Annotated in this window: 10 protein-coding genes; 1 reads left to right on the forward strand and 9 read right to left on the reverse strand. The window is 67.6% G+C overall.

What is annotated here, in order from left to right; all coding sequences use genetic code 11:
- Window positions 1-40: 40 nt before the first annotated feature.
- Together ACQKDV_RS03625 and ACQKDV_RS03630 are read right to left on the reverse strand one after the other, a co-directional pair.
- Window positions 41-9,106 carry a filamentous hemagglutinin N-terminal domain-containing protein gene (locus ACQKDV_RS03625; protein WP_427782426.1) on the reverse strand — a complete coding sequence of 3,022 codons (9,066 nt, stop codon included), beginning with the start codon at window positions 9,104-9,106 and terminating at the stop codon, window positions 41-43.
- Window positions 9,107-9,117: 11 nt separating this feature from the next.
- Window positions 9,118-10,776 carry a ShlB/FhaC/HecB family hemolysin secretion/activation protein gene (locus ACQKDV_RS03630; RefSeq protein ID WP_427782450.1) on the reverse strand — a complete coding sequence of 553 codons (1,659 nt, stop codon included), beginning with the start codon at window positions 10,774-10,776 and terminating at the stop codon, window positions 9,118-9,120.
- 459 nt (window positions 10,777-11,235) lie between these two features.
- Here ACQKDV_RS03630 and ACQKDV_RS03635 point away from each other — a divergent pair, with 459 nt between their 5' ends.
- Window positions 11,236-11,760, forward strand: a complete 525-nt coding sequence (locus ACQKDV_RS03635; protein WP_427782427.1) for a helix-turn-helix domain-containing protein — start codon at window positions 11,236-11,238, stop codon at window positions 11,758-11,760.
- Window positions 11,761-11,789: 29 nt separating this feature from the next.
- Here the strand turns inward: ACQKDV_RS03635 and ACQKDV_RS03640 are convergent, their stop codons facing one another.
- The 7 genes from ACQKDV_RS03640 to rpmB all read right to left on the reverse strand — a co-directional run bounded on the left by ACQKDV_RS03640 (window position 11,790) and on the right by rpmB (window position 18,859).
- Complete coding sequence (locus ACQKDV_RS03640) at window positions 11,790-12,236, reverse strand: universal stress protein (RefSeq protein ID WP_427782428.1); 447 nt, start codon at window positions 12,234-12,236, stop codon at window positions 11,790-11,792.
- Window positions 12,237-12,425: 189 nt separating this feature from the next.
- A complete protein-coding gene (locus ACQKDV_RS03645; RefSeq protein WP_427782429.1) occupies window positions 12,426-12,980 on the reverse strand; it encodes a hypothetical protein in 555 nt (184 codons plus the stop codon).
- A gap of 126 nt (window positions 12,981-13,106) precedes the next feature.
- Window positions 13,107-15,299, reverse strand: coding sequence for a DNA helicase II (gene uvrD / locus ACQKDV_RS03650; RefSeq protein WP_427782430.1), 2,193 nt, complete (start codon window positions 15,297-15,299; stop codon window positions 13,107-13,109).
- Between the two features lie 9 nt (window positions 15,300-15,308).
- Window positions 15,309-16,730, reverse strand: coding sequence for an FAD/NAD(P)-binding protein (locus tag ACQKDV_RS03655; protein ID WP_427782431.1), 1,422 nt, complete (start codon window positions 16,728-16,730; stop codon window positions 15,309-15,311).
- Window positions 16,731-16,788: 58 nt separating this feature from the next.
- A complete protein-coding gene (cls, locus tag ACQKDV_RS03660; protein WP_427782451.1) occupies window positions 16,789-18,207 on the reverse strand; it encodes a cardiolipin synthase in 1,419 nt (472 codons plus the stop codon).
- Window positions 18,208-18,444: 237 nt separating this feature from the next.
- The gene (rpmG, locus tag ACQKDV_RS03665; RefSeq protein ID WP_170272460.1) at window positions 18,445-18,612 is read right to left on the reverse strand and encodes a 50S ribosomal protein L33; all 168 of its coding nucleotides are present in this window, start codon (window positions 18,610-18,612) and stop codon (window positions 18,445-18,447) included.
- A gap of 10 nt (window positions 18,613-18,622) precedes the next feature.
- A complete protein-coding gene (rpmB, locus tag ACQKDV_RS03670) occupies window positions 18,623-18,859 on the reverse strand; it encodes a 50S ribosomal protein L28 (protein ID WP_005411638.1) in 237 nt (78 codons plus the stop codon).
- Between the last annotated feature and the right edge of the window lie 201 nt (window positions 18,860-19,060).

The following is a 19,060-nucleotide window of genomic DNA, read 5'->3' on the forward strand; positions in this document are numbered from 1 at the left end:
CTCGGCGCGCGTGGCCGGGCATGGCAGGAATCATCAGGAATCATTGCGCACACTCCGCGTCCGGATCGGCGCTGTCGCAGGCCGGGGCCTGGCCGGCTGGCAGGCGGATACCCGCCTGCACGATGCGGAAGACGTGGTACTGCACATTCAGGGCGCCCATGTCCAGGTACGCCACACGTGGCAGCACACCACCCTGTGCGCGTGCGCCGAGGATGGCGGTGGGCACGTTCAGTGCGCCGACCAGCACCAGCGGCATCGACTGCCGGTTGTACGCGTAGAAGTAGGCCGGCGGCTGGCCGACATGATCCACTGTGTGCTGGATGCCATCGCTGACAAGGTAGATCGGTGCCGGCTGCGTACCGCTGTGCCCGCTGGACCACCAGTGGCTGGTACCGGCGTACACCGGTGTGGTGCCGGACTGCAGCAGGTCACCGCCATCGACCTTGAGGAAGAAGTCGGCGATGCCGGCATCGACGCTCCAGCTGCTGCCGTTGACCGAGGCCAGGGTGAGCGTGCGGGCGTTGGTCAGGCTGAAGCCGCCGCGTGACTGGAAGTCGCCCAGCGTCTGCACCTGGTTGGCCACGAACCGGCCGGCTTCACCCAGGCGGGTGGCACCGGCGGCGCGGCCGCTGAGGGTGGTGGCAATGATGCTGCCGTTGTCACCGGCAGCGATGTGCCCGGCCGAGAGCAGGCGCACGTTGTCACCCTGCACGCTGCCATCGATCTGCAGATCACCGCCACGGGTCTGCAGCTGCAGGTTGCCGCTGCTGCGCACGTTGCCCTGCACCTGCAGCCCGCCCTGGGTGGCCAGATCCAGGCTGGCCGCCGTGAAATCGCCCAGTGCATCGATCTGGTTGGCTCCGGTGAGCACCACGGCCCCGCCCGCGCGCCCCTGCAGCCGCGCTGCGCTCAGCGTGCCGGCGGACTGGGTGATGCTGCCATTGCTGTCCACGGCCAGCGTGCCGCCGGCACGCACGTCGTGGCCCAGCTGCACGCCCTGGCTTCCGCCCAGGCTGACATTGCCACCGGCCAGCGCCGCCCGGGTCTGCAGCACGCCACCGGACGACAGGCTGAGGTCCGCCGTCCCCGTATCGATGATCGTGGCCGGCAGCACCAGGTTGCCGGTGGCCGCGATCTGCACCGCGCCGCCCGCCGCCTGCGGCACCAGACCGGCGCCGCCGGAGGTGTCCACCTGCGCCAGATGCAGATCGCCGCTGGCCGCCAGCGCAATGTGGTTGCCGGCTACATCCACATCACCACCGAAGGTGTTGCCTGCGTTGTCCATGACCACCGCACCGCGGCTGGACAGGCGCGTTGCACCGGCCACCGAAATCGCGGCGTCCTGGCTGAGCGTGCCGCTGCTGTCCACCTGCAGGTTTCCACCCACGGTGGTCCGGCCCAGATTCACCTGGCCGCCCAGCAGGCGGGCCGTGCCGCCTACTTCGCCCTGCAGCTGCAGCCGTCCGCCGCTGCGGGCCTGCAGATCACCGCTGATATCGGCCTGCAGGGCCAGCGCCGCATCGCTGGCAATAGCGACCTGCTGCGCCTGCACAGCCACGTTGCCGCCGAAGCGGTTGCCGCCCTGCTGCAGCGTAATGCTGGAGGCCGCGTTGAAGCGGGCATCACCGGCCGCCACCACTGCGCCGGTCTGGATGATCGAGCCGCTGCTGTCCAGCGCCACCGCGCCCGTGGCGGTCACGCTGGCGAGCTGCAGGTCACCACCGGCAACATCCATGTTCGCGCCACGCAGATCGAGCGTGCCGCCAAAGTCATTGCCCGCCTGGGCCAGGATGACATTGCCGCTGCCTGCATCGACCCCGGTGCTGCCGCCGGACACGATGCGACCGCCCGACTGCACGATATCGCCGCCACCACTACCCAGCTGCAGGTCACGGCCGGCGGACACATCCGCTCCGAGCAGCACACCGCTGCCACCGTGCAGCCGCACGCTGTCGCCCTGCAGCGCCGTGCCGCTGCGCAGCTGGCCGTGGCTGGTCAGTACCAGCGCCTGCGTGCCCGTATCGATGGCCGTGCCGTCCACCTGCAGATCGCCCGCCGCCGACAGCTGCACCCCGCCGTTGGTGGCGTTGCGCACGCCATCCACGTGCAGGTTGCCACCGGCCTGCAGTACCACCGCCTGCCCCTGCAGTGCCACGGCGCCGCCGAACTGATTGCCTGCATCGGCAAGAACCAGGGTGCCGCTGGCGAGCAGATCGCTGCGACCGGCCACCGTCAGCGCATCGCCCTGGGTCAGATCACCGCCGAGTGCGCGTGCAGCCAGGTCACCCCTGGCGGTCACCCCGTCCAGCTGCAGTGCACCGGCACTGGCGATGCGCACGTCGCGCCCATCCACCTGCACGCCACTACCGAACTGGTTGCCGGCATTGTCGAGGATCACATCGTCTGCGGCGCTGAAGCGGCTGTCGTGGCCGATCACCAGCGCACCGCTCTGGCCGATGCCCGCGCCGCTGTCGACCCACAGGCGGTCGGCAGCCAGCACGCCCAGAACCACATCCTTGCCACTGAGCTGCGCCATGCCGCTGGCCTGCAGGTTGGTCAGATGCAGCAGACCGGCACTGGCCAGGGTGATGTTGCCACCCTGTGCCTGCAGACCACTGCCCAGCTGGTTGCCGCTGTCGTCCAGCACGATGTCACCGCTGGCGCTGAGCTGGCTGCCCGCACCCGCGCTGATGGCACCGCTCTGGGTGATGTTGCCGGCGCTGGCCGTGGCATCAAGCCTGCCGACATCGCTGCCGGACAGCAGGATCGAGCCGCCCTGCAACACGGCGTCGCCGCTGACTACCGCATCGGTCAGCGACAACGCGTCCAGCGTGCTGGCATCCAGCTGATCCACGGCGACACCGGCCAGCGACAGGCCGTCATCGGCACGGATGGCGACCCGGCCACCGCGCAGCGCCGCCTCGCCATCGAAGCGGTTGCCGGCGTGCTGCAGGGTGATGTCACCGGCGGCGCGCAGATCGGTGCTGCCGGCCACGCGCATGCCCTCGCTCTGGGTGATGCTGCCGCTGCTGTCCAGCTGCAGATCGCCGCTGGCCTGCACACCGTCCAGCTGCAGGTCGCCTGCGGCCAGGCGGATATCGCGGCCGATCAACAGCAGGGTGTCATCGAAACGGTTGCCGGTGTTGCCCAGCACGATGTCGCCGCTGTTGCTCACCACGGCGCTGGGGCCGCTGGCCTGGATGCGTCCGGCCTGCTGCTGCACGTCACCGGCACTGCTGTTCAGTACCAGCTGCCCGGCCGTGATGTCGCCGCCCACCGCCACGCCATCGCGGCCCTGCAGTACCACCGCGCCGCCCTTCAACGCTGTGCCGGTACTCAATGCGCCGGCCGTTGCGTTGGCCAGCAGCGCGCCACTTCCCAGATCAACCGCATTGCCCACCAGCGACAGATTGCCCACGGCCTGCAGCCAGGCCGTGCCATCGTTGCGGGTATGCAGGCCGTCCACCTGCAGGCTGCTGTCGGCCTGCAGGGTGATGGCGGCGGCGTCCAGCGCCACCGCGCCGCCGAAGCTGTTGCCGGCCGCCTGCAGGATGATGTCGTCGCGGGCCGTCAGGTCGCTGCGGCCCTGCACCTGCACGCTGCCGGTCTGGCCGATGCTGCCACCATGGGCCACGGCGGTGAAGTCACCGGCTGCCGCCACACCATCCAGACGCAGGCGGCCGGCGCTTGCGATGTTTGCATCGTTGCCGGAGAGCTGCACGCCGCCGCCGAACTGGTTGCCGGCATTGTCCAGCGCGATGTGACCGCTGGCGGCAAAGCGGCTGTCCCCCGCCACCTGCAGTGCAACGCGCTGGCCGATGTCGCCCGTGCTGTCCACCTGCAGGCTGCCTGCGTTGACCGCACCCAGCTGCACGCCTTCGCCAGCCAGCTGTACCAGGCCGGTGGCCAGCACATCGGCCTGGTCGAGCACGCCCAGCGTGGACAGGCTGACGTTGCGGCCCTGCACCTGCAGACCGCTGCCCAGCTGGTTGCCGGCATGGGCGAGCAGCACGTCACCGCTGGCGGTCAATGTGCTGCCTGCGCCCAGGCCTGCGCGATCGGTCTGGGTGATGCTGCCGTTGCTGGCCGTGGCATCGAGCCTGCCCACGTCCGCGCGGGCCAGGGTGATCGACGCGCCGTCCAGCTGTGCCTGGCCGGCCACAGTGGCATCGTGCAGCGACAGATCACCCACGGCGCTGGCCACCAGGCCGTCCACATGCACCTGTGCCAGCGACAGTGCCTGGCCGGCATGGATGCCTGCCTGCTGGGCACGCAGTGCAACATCTCCCCCGAAGTCGTTGCCGGTGTTGAGCAGGGTGATGTCGGCGGCGGCGCGCAGATCGCTGGTGCCGGTGACGCGCATCTGTGCCTGCTGGGTGATGCTGCCGCTGCTGTCCAGCTTCAGGTTGCGGCTGACGGCGACGTCGCCCAGCAGAAGTCCACCCGCGGCCATGTCTACGTCGCGGCCGTAGAGGGTGGTCACGCCGTTGAAGCGGTTGTCGGCACTGGTCAGCCGCAGATCGCCCTGCCCGGCGCTCAACAGGGCATTGCCGGACTGGATGCGACCGGACTGCTGCAGCACATCGTTGCGGGCCGAGGTCATGGCCAGCGTGGTGGCGGTGATGTCGCCGCCGATGCGGATGCCCTCCACGCCCCCGATGCTGACCTGGCCTCCGCGCAGCGCAGTGGCGGTGCGGACCTGACCGGCGGAGGACAACAGGCTCAGCAGGCTGTTGCCGGTATCGATGGCATCGCCAGCCACATCAATATCGCCCGTCGCCAGCAGCTGCACGGCGCCGTTGCTGCCGTTGCGGACGCTCTCCATGTCCAGACCACTGCCTGCCCGCAGCAGGATGGACTGGCCTTCCACAGCCACGGGCCCGCCGAACTGGTTGCCCGCACGGTCGAGCTGCACGCTGCCGACGGCCAGCAGATCGCTGCGGCCCTGCACGCGTACATCGCCGCTCTGCAGCAGGCTGCCGCCTGCTGCAGCGGCGCGCAGGCTGCCGCTGGCCTCCACGCCGTTCAGCAGCAGCCCACCGGCACTGCGGATGTCGATGTTGCGGCCCACCAGCTGTATGCCGCCGCCGAACGCATTGCCGGCGTTGTCCAGCAGCACGTCGTCGACGGCAGTGAACCGCGATCCGGAAGCCAGGTTCAATGCGCTGCCCTGGGTGATGCCGGCGCTGCTGTCCACCTGCAGGCCCGTGGCCTGCACGGAGCCCAGGTACACGCCATTGCCGCGCAGCGTGGCCTGGCCCGATGCCTGTACGTTGGCGACGTCAAGCGCGCCAGCGGTGGCCAGTGACACCGTGTTGCCCTGCGCAGTGACCGCACCATTCAATTGGTTGGCGTCGTTGTCCAGCAGCACGTTGCCTGCGGCGATCCACTGGCTCGGGCCATCCACACGCACGCCGCCCTGCTGGGTGATGTTCCCACCCAGTGCAACCACATCGGCGGTCTGGCCAAGGGCCACGTCATCCAGCAACACGGCCTGGCCGGTCAACGTGGAGGAGGAGGCCACGCGGGCGTCGCGCACGCTGAGCTGGTCGCCTGACGTCGCCAGCAGCAGGTCCGCGTCGACCCCCGACAGCGACAGCGGGCCCTGGGCGGCAATCTGCACGTGGTTGCCGGTCAGCTCGACATCACCGCCGAATGCATTGCTGGAATGCAGCAACGTGATATCCCCGCTGGATGCGAAGCGGGCCGTTCCGCCGACGCCGTAGCGGCCTCCCTGGTTGATGCTGCCGATGCTGTCGATGGCAAGGCGGTTGCCCACTTCCACCGCGACCGTCGACACCGTTGCGGCCGACAGTGAAAGGTCGTGCAGGCGATCGGCATTGCCGACTGCGCCCTGCAGCGCGATCTGTCCATCGGCGGCGATGGACAGCGAATCGCTGTTGTCCTGCAGCCCATTGACGACGCCGTTGATCTGCACCGAACCGGCCGTGCTGGTCAGCGCTACATCGCCGACCACGCGGGTGTTGGCCAGGCTGATGTCACCGGCGGTGGTGAGGTCGGCCGCCAGCTGTGTTTCGGTGGCGGTGGAGCCCAGCGAGCCGATGTCTGCCGTGGCACCCAGCAGGACTGTGCCGCTGGCATGCAGCGACAGGGCATGCGGGCCTTCCAGCGTACCGGTGAACGCCAGCGCTCCCAAGGTACTGCTGAGGGCGGTGTCGCCTTCCAGCATCAGCCTGCCGCTGTAGGACTGCCCGCCGAGGGTGGTCAGCAGCTGTGGCAGGTAGACGGTATCTGCGTTGGCAATCAGCGAATCCACGGTGAGGGCACCGAAGCGCAGGTCACCGCTGGCCGTGATCTGGGCGGCGCCGCCGCTCAGGGATACAGCCCCGGCCAATGCGTTGCCGGTGCCCAGCAGCGAGATGCCGCCGGTGCTGGTGAAGCTGCTGGTGCCGGTGACATCCAGGTGGGTGTTGTTCGCCTGGCTGATCGACCCGGTGCTGTTCACCTGCAGCGTCTGCGCATCGACGCTGCCGAGCCGCAGATTGCCCTGGTTGGCCAGGGTGACATCCTCGCCGTGCAGCGACACCGGGCCGCCCAGCTGGTTCTGCGCATTGGTCAGGACGATGTCACCGGCCGCGCTGAATGCTGCATTGCCACCTGCGATATAGGCACCATTCTGCAGCAACGCGCCATTAGCCACGTTGATGTCCAGTGTGCTGTTGCTGGTGATGCCAGCCCCGGAGAACGTGGCAGCGTCGATGCCCACGCTGGCGGCGCTGATGTCGCCGCCCACGATGATGTCACCGCCGGACAGGGCCACGCCGCCGCTGGCCGTGATGGGGCCACCCACGTCTATGCGCCCGTTGCCGGTGCTCGAGATGGCGGTCGAACCGGTGGCCTGCAGGCCGCCCTGCAGCACGATATCGCCGGTAGCGGTGATGTTGCCGCCCACCCGGGTGCCGCCGGTACCCGTGCGCTGCAGCGAAGACAGCGCACTGTTGCCGCCCACGCTGCCGCCAAACGTCGCCAGCCCATTGGTCGCGAGCGTGAGCGAGCGTGCGCCGCCGGTGCTGTCCACGGTACCGCCCAGGGTGATGGCCTGGTTGCCGGTGCTGGTCAGCGCCGCGTCAGTGCCGAGCAGCAGATTGTCCTGCAGGTCGATGGTACCGCTGGTGGTGACATTGCCACCCAGCCGTGTGCTGCCACCGCCCAGGGTCTGCAGTGATGCCAGCGCGGTGGTGGCACCGATCGCACCACCGAAGGTGGTCGCGCCACTGGTATCGACGACGAGCGCGCGTGCGGCCCCGGAGCTGTCTACCGTACCGCCCAGGCTGATGGCCTGTCCCGACGTGCTGCGCAGCTGCACATCGCCCCCCAGCAGCACATTGCCGGCGATGTCGATGGCACCGCTGGTGGTGACGTTTCCGTTCAGCCACGTCGTACCGGCGCCGACGCGAGTCAATGTCCCCAACGCCGAGGAGCCGCCGACCGCCCCGCCGAAGGTGACGGCACCGTCGGTATCCATCATCAGCGCACCGGCGCCATTGATCGTTCCGTTGAATGTGAGTGCACCACTGCCGGTGCTGTACAGCGTGGCGGCGGCGGAAACGGTCAACGGACCAGTGTAGGTCTGGCTTCCGACGCTGCCGATGCTGCCCATAAGCCTGATCGCATTGGCCTGGACGGCGAGGCTGACCACGTCGAGGCTACCCAGGTTCAGCAGCCCGGAACTGTTCAGCACCAAGGCCCCGCCTGCACCATTGATGGTAGTGGCGAAGATGTTGTCAGTCCTGTCGAAGGTGAAGCCGGCGATCCTGCCGGAGGGATCGGCAAGGCCGTTGAGCAGGGTGGAGCCCGCTACGGCGAGCGGTCCGTTCTGTGCCACGTCGGTCGTCGAGCTCAGTAGCAGGCCAAGCCCCACGAAACCTCTGAGGTTGGTGATGGCGTTGCTGCTGCTGTCAAGCTGGGCGTTGCCCTGCGTCTCCAGCGCCACGTCGCCCTTCAGCGCGCCTACGGCGCCATCGTACTGCTGCGAAATGCTGGAACCGATGAGGGAAATGTTGCCAGCGTTGAGGCTGGCGCCCAGTTCGAGGGGCCCGTTGGCCATGAGCGAAATGGAACTGGCATTGAGCGTGCCCAGCGCACTCAGCTGCGAACTCTCACTGCTGACCAGACCGATGTTGGTGGTCGCTCCGAAGTCCAGATGGGCGGCACCGCTGGTCTGCACGATCAGACTGCCGCCATTGATGCCATGCGCCTGCATGATGCCGGTGCTGTTGATGCCACCGGAGAAAAGCGCATTGTTGACCTTGGCGTGAAGGTCGATTGCGCTGCCGGAAAGCCTTCCGGTGTTGTTCACAGCCCAGCTTCCGCTGCTTGTGGCCACGTCGGTGACGACGTGGTTCCAGCGTCCCGGTTCTGTGCCGTTGGGAGACATCAGGCTGGACGTGACGCGGTTACCGACGACCAGGCTGACGTTGCCAGCGGCGGAGATGTCGCCGGCGTTGACCACTCTGCCGCCGATCAGATTGACGCCGCCGCTCTGTGCGATGAGGGTGCCTTCGTTGACGATGGCAGCAGGAGCGCCCGATGCCTTGAATTCCCAGTTCAGCGGCAGCTCGCTGCCAGCGCCGACGTTGAAGGTATTGGTGGGCGGCAGGGAAGTCGCGAGCAGTCCGCCTACATCGATGACGCTACCCTGATTGAAGATGATCCCACTGGTGTTCACCAGCACGACGTTGCCGATGGAGGAAAGACTGCCGCTGATCTGCGAGGAGCCGCCGGAAATGATGTTGATCGAGCCGGACGCTGTACTGGGCATGTCGAAAGCGACAGCATGGCCGGTCGCGATGTCGAAGGTGGTCCAGTTGATCAGCGAGACCTTGCCATTCTGGCTGATCCTCATGGTGTTGCCCGCCTGGGTGAGCGTGGCGCTGCCGCTTACCGGAGCGAACCCGGTCGGCAGGTCAGCGGCCTGCGTGGCCGGCGCCAGGACGGCCAGCACTGCTGCAGCCAGCAACGAGAGCAACAGCTGCCCAGCGCGGCCCGCGCGTGTTGCACGGCATTGTGGCGCGTTGGCGAACTCACCGGCGACCTGGACCTGGCCGAGGGCAGCATTGAAAACGAGGCGATAGATGCGGTTCATGGTCCGGTCCTTCAGAAGGTCATGCCAAGACGCGCATACACGCGCAGGTCGTCGCCATCGCTGGCGCGCAGGGTGCTGGTCGGCTTGGCCACCGCCAGCCGCAGTTCCAGGTTCTTCAGGTGGCGCAGGCGGAACGTGGCCCCGGCCCCCACTGACGCCAGGTCCAGCGGTGACTGCGTGCCGTCGGCATCGAACACCCGCGCCTGGTCGGCAAACACGTCGAACTCCAGCACCTCGCGCCACGGAACACCGCGGAAGGGCGAGCTGCGCTCACCGAAACCCGGCGCGTCCACGTGGTATTCCACGGCGCCGTACCAGCCACGGTCGCCCAGCGCTTCACCCTGCGCGTAGCCGCGCACGCTGTCATTGCCACCGGCCTGGAACTGTTCCAGCGCCGGCAGCGAGTTGTTGCTGAACTGGCCATTGAACTTGACCAGCACGCGCTGGTTGCGGCTGAGGTACTGCATGCGCAGCAGGCCCAGGCGGGCCACGGTGAACTGGCTGTCGCGGGTACTGTTGATCACATCCAGCGGCGCGGAGCGATCCTCAAGCGAGCGACGCACGCTGAACTGGGCCAGGTTGATGCCGTTGAAGCGGGTATCGGTGTGGCGCAGGCTCACGCCCAGTTCGGCCACGTCGTACTTCTGCTTTGAAAGCAGGAAGCCCAGCATCTCGAAGCGCGAGGTTTCGCGAAGGTAGCGCGCCGAGCTGGTCATCTGCAGAGACGGGGTGTTGATGAACTTCCAGTCGGCACCGGCATAGCTCTGCGCCGCCGGGCCCTTGATGCGCAAGCCGCCGCCCTGGTTGACCTCCAGCTCGCTGCGGTTGGCCCCGGCCAGCACCGAAAGGCCCTGCACGGCCTGCACCGGCACGCTGTAGGACAGCGCGCCGCCGCGCGCCGCTTCCGGGTCGAAGCTGTAGTTGCCACTGGCAGCGAACACATCGCCAAGACCCAGCGGGCTGTTCCAGGTCAGGCCGACCTGGGCGCGGCCGCGACCGGTCAATTCGGTGCCGTGGTTGTCCACGCTGGTGCTGATTTCATAGGGCTTGCCACTCTCGCGCGCGACCAGCACCAGGTCGGTCTCGCCCACGTTCTCGCCCGGCTGCAGCACCGATGAGACCGACACGCCCGGCAGGTCGCGTGCGTAAAGCAGCGCACTGTCGATGTCGGCCTTGCGCAGCGGCTGGCCGCGCAGGCGATCGGCGACGTTGCTGAGGGTGTGGCTGCGGTAGCGGTCGTTGCCCTGCACCACCACCTTGCCGATGCGGCCTTCCAGCACACGCACTTCGATGCGCCCGTCGGCGCCCGGCGTCTGCGGCGGCAGGTAGGCCTGGCTGACCAGGAAGCCGGCGGCGCGGTAGGCATCGGTAACGGCCTGGGCAGCGCCCTGCAGCTGCGCCATGTCCAGGGTGGCCACGTCGTGGCCGTTGCATACGCGGGCGAAGTAGTCGTCCAGCAGCGCTTGGATGCGCTGCGGCGTGATGCCCCGTTGCGGATGATCGCCCACCTCGGTGGCGACGAAGCCCCGCACGGGCAGGGTCTGCGCGGCGTCGCGCGCGGCTGCCCCGGGCAGCGCCGCCAACGGCGTGGTGACGGCAGGTTCCACCTGGGCAAAGGCCGCCAAGGGCAGTGCATTGGCCAGCACGAGGGCAAGACGTGAAAGCTTCAACGACACAGGTACGTTCTCCAATGACGGATGATCGCGGCCAGGCGCCGGCGACCACGCGCCATGCTCGGCGCGAGGAAAAAAACGCGGACACGGCACAGCGGCCCTGGTGACCAGATGGCCATCAACCACCGCCCAGGACATGCACAAGAGCGAACGACCCCCACCCCGAGGCTGCCCGCGCAAGGTCGGCACAGGTGCACATGTCCGGCAAGAACCAGCAGCGGCTACCGTTCGCTGTAGGCCATGGCCGGGGACTCCGATGGATGACAGGACACGTCGGTCGGCCTGCAGCTGCCAGCGTCGATGCGCATCAAGTCTGGGCGTGGCGGCGGAGCACACCCCGACATTTCGTCTCAGCCAGCACAGCTGATGCAATCGCTACGGGTCGTGACAGGTTTGCGCCACTTTCGACGGTTACCTGTCTGACAGGCCCTGGGGAAGGGCCGGGACTGCATCACCATGAGCTTCCATCACACCTCAACCTCTGTCGTCCATGCCCTCGCCGACGATCTGGGTACACACCGCCCGCACCAGCGCATCTGCAACGGCAGCGCGCTGGACCCACGCCTGCTGCGCATCGTCGATTTCATCGATATCCATCTGGGCGAATGCGACCTGGATGAGCGGATGATCCGTGACGCGTTCGCCCTTTCGCGGCCCACGCTTTACCGGTTGTTCCAGCCGCAGGGCGGGGTCGCGCGCTACATCCGCACGCGCAGGCTTTGGCTGGCGCACCGTCACCTGGATCGAGATCCGGGCTGCAGCGTCACCTGGCTGCTGTATGAAGTGGGGTTCGCGTCCGAACGTCAGTTCCAGCGGGCTTTCCTGGCACACTTCGGCATGTCGCCAGCCACGTGGCGACAATGCTGCAGACGGCGGGCACAGGCATTGCAGCCTGAGCGCGCGCACAGGCCCCTAAGAAAAAAAGTGGCGCCGGCACACATCCTGCATGCCGGCGCCGGTCCCCTCCCCGGGGACGCTTGAATCAGTGGGCGTGAATCAGTGGGCGCGGATCAGCGGATGACCAGCACCGGCAGCGTGCTGCGCGCCAGCACCTCGGCAGTCTGGCTGCCCAGCAGCACGCGGGTGACGCCACGGCGGCCATGCGAGGTCATCACGATCAGGTCGCTGTTGCGCTCGGCAGCGGTCTCGATGATGCCGTCGGCGGCATAGCGGTCCAGCACGTGAACCGGGTTGGCCCGGATGCCCTGTTCGGCGGCCTTGGCCAGCGCCGGCTGCAGCACCTTCTGCGCGCCTTCCTCACGGTCGGCCTTGTATTCGGGGCTGTTCATGTAGCCCACGCTCCAGCCCATGGCGTCATACATGCCGACCGCCCACGGCTCGGAGACCGTCACGATATCGACCTCGGCATTGAGATCCTTGGCCAGCTCCAGTCCCTTGGCCAGACCCTTGTCGGACAGCTCGGAACCATCGGTGGCGATCAGGATGCGGGTGTACATGATAGAGCTCCGTGGCGGTCTGCCGTGTGGGAACGCCACCATTGCACACCGGATGTGCAGGCCGCGCCTTGAGCTGGATCAATGCGGCAAGCGATTGACGCCCGCCGCGCCATTCTCGTGTAGAGCCGAGCCCATGGTCGGCTGCGGATGAAGAAGCCGAGCATGGGCTCGGCTCTACGACCACGTCGCTCAGGCGATCTGCACGATGCGCGCGTTCTGGCACAGCGGGTAGCTGGCCACGAACGCCGCGATTGCATCACGCATCTTCTCGAACGACTCGCCATACATGTACAGCGCGGTCTCGGTCGGCCCCTGCCACCAGCTGCAGATCTCACCCAGGCCATCGATGTTCTCCGACAACTGCTCGAACACGTGGTTGGAATCGCACTGTTCGTAGACTTCGTCCGGCAGGTTCAGGCCATCCAGGTAGATGCCCAGGCCCTCGGTCACGCCAAAGGCACGGTCGGCCTCGCCCGCGCCCTGCAGCTGCGAACCCTTGGGCGCACCCAGCTGCTCCAGCAGATCGATCAGCTTCGGCACACCGTTGACGTCAACCAGCGCCACTTCGATGTCGCCGTACTCGACTTCGCCCAGATCGGAGATCGCGGTGCCACCGCCGGTCAGTTCGCCCACTTTCGCCGCCTGCAGCAGCGCATCGAGCGGGTCCTCGAACAGCTCGTGGCGGTGCTCGGGCTGCAGCCGGGCATTCAACTTCACGGTGACGTGGAAGGTCGGTTCGGTCATGGGGGGCATTCCTGGAAGATATGGGGCCTATTGTAGAGCCGAGCCGATGCTCGGCTGATTTTCACCGCAGAAGCAGCCGAGCATGGGCTCGGCTCTACAGGTGTCCCGCCGCGCCCTCGCCGGTGATCAGATCACCGTCAGGTTGGCATAGGCCATCACCAGCCACTTGCTGCCGGCGTCGGCGAATTCGACCTGCACGCGGGCGTGGGCGCCGCTGCCTTCGTAGTCGGTCACCATGCCTTCGCCGAACTTGGGATGGGTAACCAGCGCACCCAGCTTCAGCGGCGGTGCCTCGATGGAGGCGTGGCCCATCACCCGGCTGCTGCCCAGCGAGGCCGGCCGCGAGACCTGCACCTTCGGGCGAACTTCGTGCAGCAGCTCGCGCGGGATCTCGCGCAGGAAGCGCGACGGCAGGCTGTAGTTGTCCTGGCCATGGATGCGACGCGATTCGGCGTAGCACAGCACCAGCTTCTGCCGCGCGCGGGTGATGCCCACGTAGGCCAGCCGGCGCTCTTCTTCCAGACGGCCGCTTTCTTCCAGCGAACGCGCGCTCGGGAACAGGCCGTCTTCCATGCCGGCCAGGAACACCAGCGGGAATTCCAGGCCCTTGGCCGAGTGCAGGGTCATCAGCTGCACGCCCTCCTCGCCCGCCTGCGCCTGGCCTTCACCGGCCTCCAGCGCGGCGTAGGCCAGGAACGCGACCAGCTCGTCCATGTCCTCGCCCACTTCCTCGATGTCGTCGGTGCGGCGCAGGAAGCGCGAGGCCACCGAGACCAGTTCGTCGAGGTTGTCGGTGCGCGATTCCGAATCCAGTGAATTGCGGCTTTCCTTGCTCCAGTGCTCGCGCAGCTGCGAGCGCGACAGCACATGGTCCACGCGCTCGGCCAGGGTCATGTGCAGGGTCTGCGCCTGCAGCTCGTTCACCAGCACCAGGAAGCCGGCCAGCGCATTACGCGCACGGGCGGCCAGCGCGGTGCCCTGGGTGACCAGCATGGTGGCCTCCCACAGCGAAATGCCCTGCGCGCGCGCCTCACGGCGCACTTCATCCAGCGTGCGCTCGCCGATGCCGCGGGTGGGCGTGTTCACCGCGCGCTCGAAGGCGGCATCATCGTTGCGGTTGGACAACAGGCGCAGATACGCCAGCGCGTCCTTGATTTCCGCACGCTCGAAGAAGCGCATGCCGCCATACACGCGGTACGGCACCTGTTCGCTCAGCAGCGCTTCTTCCAGCGCGCGCGACTGCGCGTTGCTGCGGTAGAGCACGGCCACTTCGGTGTAGCTGCCACCATCGCGCACCCACTGGCGCGCGCGCTCGACGATGTAGCGGGCCTCGTCCATCTCGTTGTAGGCCGCGTACAGATCGATCGGCTCACCGTCGCCGCTGTCGGTCCACAGTTCCTTGCCGATGCGGTCCGGGTTGTGCGCGATGACCGCGTTGGCCGCGCCGAGGATGTTGGCGGTGGAGCGATAGTTCTGTTCCAGGCGGATGGTCTGCGCGCCGGGGAAATCGCGCAGGAAGCCCTGCACGTTCTCGACCTTGGCGCCACGCCAGCCGTAGATGGCCTGGTCATCATCGCCCACCACGAACACATGGCCTTCGTGCCCGGCCAGCACACGCACGAAGGCGTACTGGATGGCATTGGTATCCTGGAACTCGTCCACCAGGATTTCGCGGAAGCGCGCTCGGTAGTGCGCCAGCAGCGGCGGGTTGTCGCGCAGCAGTTCGTGCGCACGCAGCAGCAGCTCGGCGAAGTCGACCAGGCCGGCGCGGTCGCAGCGCGCCTGGTATTCGATGTAGGCCTGGCGCATGGTTTCCAGCCACGCATCATGCGGCTCGGGCTGGATGTGCTGCGGGCGGCGGCCCTCATCCTTCTGTTCGTTGATCCACCAGGCAATCTGCTTGGGCGGGTGCTTGCTGTCGTCGATTTCCAGCGCCTGCACCACGCGCTTGACCAGCCGCAGCTGGTCGTCCGAATCCATCACCTGGAAGCCTTCAGGCAGCTTGGCGTCCTGCCAGTGCAGGCGCAGCAGGCGGTTGGCCAGGCCGTGGAAGGTGCCGATCCACATGCCGCGGCTGCCGTTGGGCAGCTGCGCGTCGATGCGGTGACGCATCTCGCCAGCGGCCTTGTTGGTGAAGGTCACCGCAAAAATGCCATGGGTCGGCACGCCTTCGACTTCATGCAGCCAGGCGATGCGGTGGGTGAGTACGCGGGTCTTGCCGGAACCGGCACCGGCCAGCACCAGGTGGTGGCCGGGGGGAGCGGAGACAGCTTCGCGCTGGGCCGGGTTCAGGCCATCGAGCAGGTGGGAGACATCCATGCCCCCATTTTACGGCATCGCCGTCGCGGCTCCTGCGACCACCTGCGCAGCCAGTGCCTGCGCCTGCTGACGCAGTTCAGGCACGGCCAGGCTTTCCCACAGGCTGCCGATGCGCAGGCTGCCGAGCACGCCCAGCCGCGCCTGCGCGGCACCACGGGCGCTGCACAGGCGGTCACCGGGCACGCTGCTGTCCAGTCCCAGCCCATGCGGCCCGGGGCGGGCCAGCCCGTCTGCCAGCAACTGCTGCAGCAACGGGTTGCGCAGCGCGGTGGCGCGGGTCTCGACGCCGGTGGCGTTGACCACCGCGGCGATCATCCACTGCTGTTCGGTACCGGCAGCATCGCGACCGGACAGGTGAAGCGCGTCGCCTTCACGCCAGATGCGCTGCAGCCGGGCACGGTGCAGCTGCAGCTGGCCACTGGCCTGCAGGGCCTGCAGCTGGGCATCGACGTCCTCGGCGATGCGGTGGCGGTGCACATCCCAATAGCGCACCACATGGCGCAGGAAGCGTCGCTGGTCGGCCTCGTCCAGGCTGCACCACAGCGCCTGGCCATGCGGGCGGATGCGATCCATCACGCCCTGCCACGGTTGGCCATCGGCCTGCGTCTGCCGGGCGAAGCCGCGCAGGGCGCGCACACGCTGGCGCAGGGTCATCGGCAGCAGCGCGGCCGGGTCGAATTCGGGCAGCACGCCATGCGCGTGCGGCAGCGGCAACAGGCCGTGGCGCGAGATCACGTGCAGCGGACCACTATGGCCGGCGGCGATCAGGGCCAGCACGGTGTCGGCCATGCTCAGGCCGGAACCGACGATGGCCAGCGCGTGGGCACCGGCCAGCGTACGCACGCCGTCATAGTCCCAGGCCTCGACCACGTCGTCGGCAGGCAGCGCATCGGCGCCGACCACCGGCAGCGGACGCATGCTGTTGCCGGTGGCAACGACCGCCTGCGCCGCGTGCAGCGTGCTGCCATCGCCGAGCTGCAGGTGGTAGCCGTGGTCATCCGGCTGCAGGCCCAGTACCGGCTGCGCGATCACCTGCAGCTGCGCCGGGCTGGTAGCCACCGCGTCCTGCAGGCGCTGCTGCAGGTAGGCGGCGAAGTGGTGGCGGCTTACGTAACGCTCGCCCAGCAGCTCGCGGGCCTCGCCCGGGCAGGCATTGACGGCCTGCAGGTAGTCGAGGAAATCGCCGGGCTGGTCGGGGAAGGCGCTCATCTTCGCCGCCGGCACGTTCAGCAGGTGCTCCGGCCACGGCGTGGCATAGGCAATGCCCTGGGCCAGCAGCGAGGCCGGTTCGAAGAGGGCCAACGCCAGCGGCCCTTGGGCCTGGCGCAGCACCTGGATCGCCACCAGCACGCCGGCCGCGCCGCCACCGATGATCGCCAGGTCCAGTTCGCCATGTCGCGGTGAATCAGTCATGGACCGATTGTAGGCCATGGCGGGTGACGGCCTGGGTGGCCGCATCGGGCCGTTTCCACGGCGGTGGCCCGTGCACTCACATCAACGCATCAGCCAGCCGCGCGATGCCTTCGCGGCTGCGGCGCCAGGCCGGGCGCTTGCGCCACTGCTCCAGGTCCAGCATGCGCGATTGGCGCAGGTAGTCATCCTCGATGGCACACAGCTGCTGTACCAGTGTGCGGTCGTAGCAGATCAGACCGATTTCGGCATTCAGCGCGAAGGAGCGGATGTCCATGTTGATCGAACCGAGCACGGCGATGTCCTCGTCCACGCTCATGTGCTTGGCGTGCAGGAACTGCGGCTCGTACAGCGCGATCTGCACGCCACAGCGCAGCAGTTCGTCGTAGTACGCCTCCTGCGCCCAAGAGGTCAGCCGCTGGTTGTTGCTGGCCGACAGGATCAGCTGCACCTGCACGCCGGACAGCGCGGCGATGCGCAGTGCGCTCAGTGTCGCTTCGTCGGGCACGAAATACGGGGTGACCATCACCAGGCGCCGCCGTGCAAGGTGGATCATCGCCGCCACTGCATCACGCGCGTTGCTGTACGGGTAGGCCGGGCCGCTGGGCAGCAGCTGGGTGGCGATGTCATCACCGCACACCGGCACATCGGTGATGACCTCCAGGCGCTGGCCGGTTTCCATGTACCAGTCGCTGGCGAACACCGCCTCCAGATGGGCCACCGCCGGCCCGCGCACGCGCGCGACCAGTTCACGGTTGGGGTGGCCAGGCACGAACCGGGGACCGGCCAGGTTCTGCGAACCGACGTAGGCCACTTCGTTGTCGATCACCGCGATCTTGCGGTGGTTGCGCAGATCCATGCGCCCGCTGCGGCGCCAGCGCAGGCCGCCGGGCAGCATCGCCCGTACTTCGATGTCGCGCGCCTGCAGGCGCTTGCGGTAGGCCCGCAGGCCGCGTTTGGCGCCCACTGCATCCAGCAGCACGCGGCACTGCACGCCACGTGCTGCGGCGCGCTGCAGGGCCTCGACGATGGCTTCGCCCACGGCGTCATCGAACATCAGGTAATACAGGAGGTGGACACGATCCTCGGCCTGGTCGATATCGGCGATGAGCGTATGCAGCGATTCGTCGTAGTCGGTGAGCAGATCGACGGCATTGCCGTGCACCGGCATGAAATCGCCCTGCCGCTGCACCAGCGGCACGATTTCGGCGCTGGCGGTGTCGGCCTCCGGTGTCCAGCGCAGGCGGCGCTGCAGCGCCTGTTCCTCACGGATGACCTGCGATGCCTCGGCTTGCCGGCGGATGCGTTCGCGCGACAGCCACGGGTGGCCGAACAGCAGGTACAACGGCAGGCCCAGCAGCGGCACGAAGCCGACCAGCAGCAGCCAGCTGCGCGCCGCCCCCGGCGTGGTACGGGTGGGGATCCAGCACAGCGCGACCAGCCGGATGAGCCAGTCGATCAGCAGCAGGTACGAACCCAGCAACCACTCGAACAGCATCGCGTCGTCCGTCGGCAGGTGATGGGCCATTCTGCCCAGCCTTCGACCGACGTGCCAACCAACGGTTGGCACCTACCGGGCGGGCGACGTGGCGCCCAACGGTTGGCACCCACCGGGATTGGGCTGGCTGGCTTCTACCGGGGTTGGGATGGTTGGCACCCACCACAGGAACACCGGGCACAAAAAAACCCGCCACGAGGGCGGGTTTCTTCGGAAGCGACCAGCAATCCGCGCGGATTACTTGATCTTGCCTTCCTTGTACGGGACGTGCTTGCGCACGACCGGATCGTACTTGGAGAATTCCATCTTCCCCGGGGTGTTCTTCTTGTTCTTGTCGGTCGTGTAGAAGTGACCGGTACCGGCGGTCGAAATCATACGGACCTTATCGCGCTTGCCTGCCATGATCGTCTACTCCTCAGACCTTTTCGCCGCGCGCACGCAGCTCAGCCAGAACGGAATCGATACCGTTCTTGTCGATGGTGCGCAGTGCATGCGCGGAAACACGAAGCTTCACCCAGCGGTTTTCGCTGGCAACCCAGAAGCGGCGCTCGTGCAGGTTGGGCAGGAAACGACGACGGGTCTTGTTGTTGGCGTGCGAGACGTTGTTACCCGTCTGCACTCGCTTGCCGGAAACCTGGCATACGCGGGACATTGCGCACCTCGATAGATTTTCTGGAAAGTCTGGCCATGGATGGCCAGGCTCCTGCGGATGGATCCGCATGGTTGTGTCAGCCCGTAGCCCGGGAGACGGCGGCCTCGGTGGTTGCCCACCACACGTCAAGAGAATCAAAGGGTTACGCTGGCGTTGGGCGGCCGGGGACGTGCTCCCGGGGGCGCCGCCCGGTCGGAAACC

The sequence above is a fragment of the Stenotrophomonas sp. NPDC077659 genome (genome assembly GCF_050268705.1).
Lineage (GTDB): Bacteria > Pseudomonadota > Gammaproteobacteria > Xanthomonadales > Xanthomonadaceae > Stenotrophomonas.